This is a genomic window from Hallella absiana (genome assembly GCF_025457485.1).
Classification (GTDB): Bacteria; Bacteroidota; Bacteroidia; order Bacteroidales; family Bacteroidaceae; genus Prevotella; species Prevotella absiana.
The window spans coordinates 1-1,132 of record NZ_JAMXSP010000082.1 but is presented as its reverse complement, the minus strand read 5'-3'; the positions used below and the strand labels follow the sequence as shown (position 1 = coordinate 1,132).

2 protein-coding genes are annotated in these 1,132 nt (G+C 44.4%); one reads left to right on the top strand and one right to left on the bottom strand.

Translation table 11 applies throughout. The features are described from left to right. Window positions 1-263 precede the first annotated feature (263 nt). Window positions 264-722 carry a hypothetical protein gene (locus NG346_RS14465; RefSeq protein WP_262281356.1) on the top strand — a complete coding sequence of 153 codons (459 nt, stop codon included), beginning with the start codon at window positions 264-266 and terminating at the stop codon, window positions 720-722. Between the two features lie 5 nt (window positions 723-727). Here the strand turns inward: NG346_RS14465 and NG346_RS14460 are convergent, their stop codons facing one another. Then, entirely contained in the window at window positions 728-1,009 is a 282-nt protein-coding gene (locus NG346_RS14460; RefSeq protein ID WP_262288913.1) for a GNAT family N-acetyltransferase, read from the bottom strand. Window positions 1,010-1,132 lie beyond the last annotated feature (123 nt).

The following is a 1,132-nucleotide window of genomic DNA, read 5'->3' as shown; positions in this document are numbered from 1 at the left end:
CTATCTTTTCTTGTTCCATGACCGCAAAGGTAAGCAAAAAAAATAGTTTTAGCACGCTATCATATCAAGTTCTTTGGTTAGGCAGCGGCATCCGTCCGCCACGGACAATCCCCCTTGGGCCTCAATTTTTGAAATCATCTAATGGCAAATAAATACAATTTTTTTTGCAGAATGTCGATTTTTATTCGTATGTTTGCACCAAAATAATTTCATTCAACATGATAGACTTCAAAGAAATCCATAAAAAGCCGTATCATTTTACATTGGAACGCTTAGATCCTGAGAACGAGAATGTGCCGGAAGCCATCATTCCGGATGATATGAACCTGCACTTCACAGCCGAAGAAATGCTGATGTTACGCCGTTTCTACAAGGAACGTGGCCGTGATGTCGAATTTGAGGAATTCGAGGGCTTCGATGAAGACTCCTACGAGGATGACTGTGATATACTGCTCCAATACTTGTATATGTGCACTTCAAAGGAGATGCAGGACTACGCAGCCGCCCACCCCATGGAAGACCTGGGCATTTATACTTACCAGTTGTATCAGAAGCTCCCCTACAACCTTGACGACTATTGGATTTGTCCGCCGGATGAGCTTATCGACAATGTTCTTGACGACAATTTCATGGACTGGGTAGGAATAATGAATGACCTTGATTTGAATGATGCCCTTACTGAGGCATCAATGGAGTTGGACTACCCACACGATGACGATTGAATTAGTCAGTCCTTCCTGTCAAGAACAGCCTGAAACTGTGGATGCCTCTGGTACCAGACTGCGGCGAATGAGCAGACGGGCAGGACTTTTAACCCTTTACTGACAGCATAGTCGTTGACAGCAGTTACAAGCAGACTCCCCACACCCATCCCTTCCTTGTAGGCATACGTATGGTCAATGCTCAATACATTTCCCTTGAAGGAAAAATCCAGTCGGCCAACAAGTTCGTCACCGTCATAGGCAAGCACTTTGCCGCCAGTATTCGTAGTTTCAATCTTCGTCTCCATAGTAAGCGTCTCGGCATTACCGTATTTCAGCCTCGCTTAAAAGTCTGTACCTTTGCGCGCACAAATTATTATGAATATGGCAAGCAAAGACAAGTACAAGAGTCTCCTTGAACGGTACAAGCA